Source organism: Bradyrhizobium sp. P2_E8 (genome assembly GCF_056403875.1).
Genome location: NZ_JBFUES010001905.1, coordinates 1 through 551, shown reverse-complemented (window position 1 = coordinate 551; position 551 = coordinate 1). Strand labels below are relative to the sequence as shown.

Genomic DNA, 551 nt, shown 5'->3' with positions numbered 1-551 from the left:
GCTCGGCGTCGATGCGCGCCAATTCCGCCATGTCGCCCTTGGCGCGCGCGGCGAGCTTTCGCTGCCCGCGCGGCGCTTGCAGGATGTGTAGGGCAAACGACATGCCGTCGCGCATCTGCCGCGGCTCCGGCACCGGCGCGAGGATGTCGACGGAGCTGACCGCCGCCGACAGCGTGGCGTCCTGGCCCTGCTTGTCGAGCAGGGCCCGGGCCCGATCGAGCGCGCCGGGCCCGGCATCAATCAGCGCCAGCATCGAGCCGAAGGCCGGATCGGCCTGGCCGTCCCGCGCGGCGGCGGCGGCGAGGTCGAACAGCTGGCTGTCATTGGCGTGGACGGCGCCGATCTTCTCCTGACCGGCAGATCTGAATGTTGCGAGCTTCACCTTGAGCACCCCTTGCTATCGTTTCAAATATATGATCAGATAAAATATCGATAAACAAGACTGAAAAATACAAATTTTGGAGAGCGCGGTGAGGCGAACGCAGATAGGGGCGATGTTGGCGGGTCTCGCGCTCGGAGTTGGGGTGTCTGTTGCCTTGACGGCGCCAGCG

Annotated in this window: 1 pseudogene; it reads right to left on the bottom strand. The window is 65.0% G+C overall.

The window, feature by feature from the left end:
• Nucleotides 1–382: pseudogene (locus AC1D00_RS44620) on the bottom strand (fumarylacetoacetate hydrolase family protein); the annotation flags it as partial.
• Between the last annotated feature and the right edge of the window lie 169 nt (nt 383–551).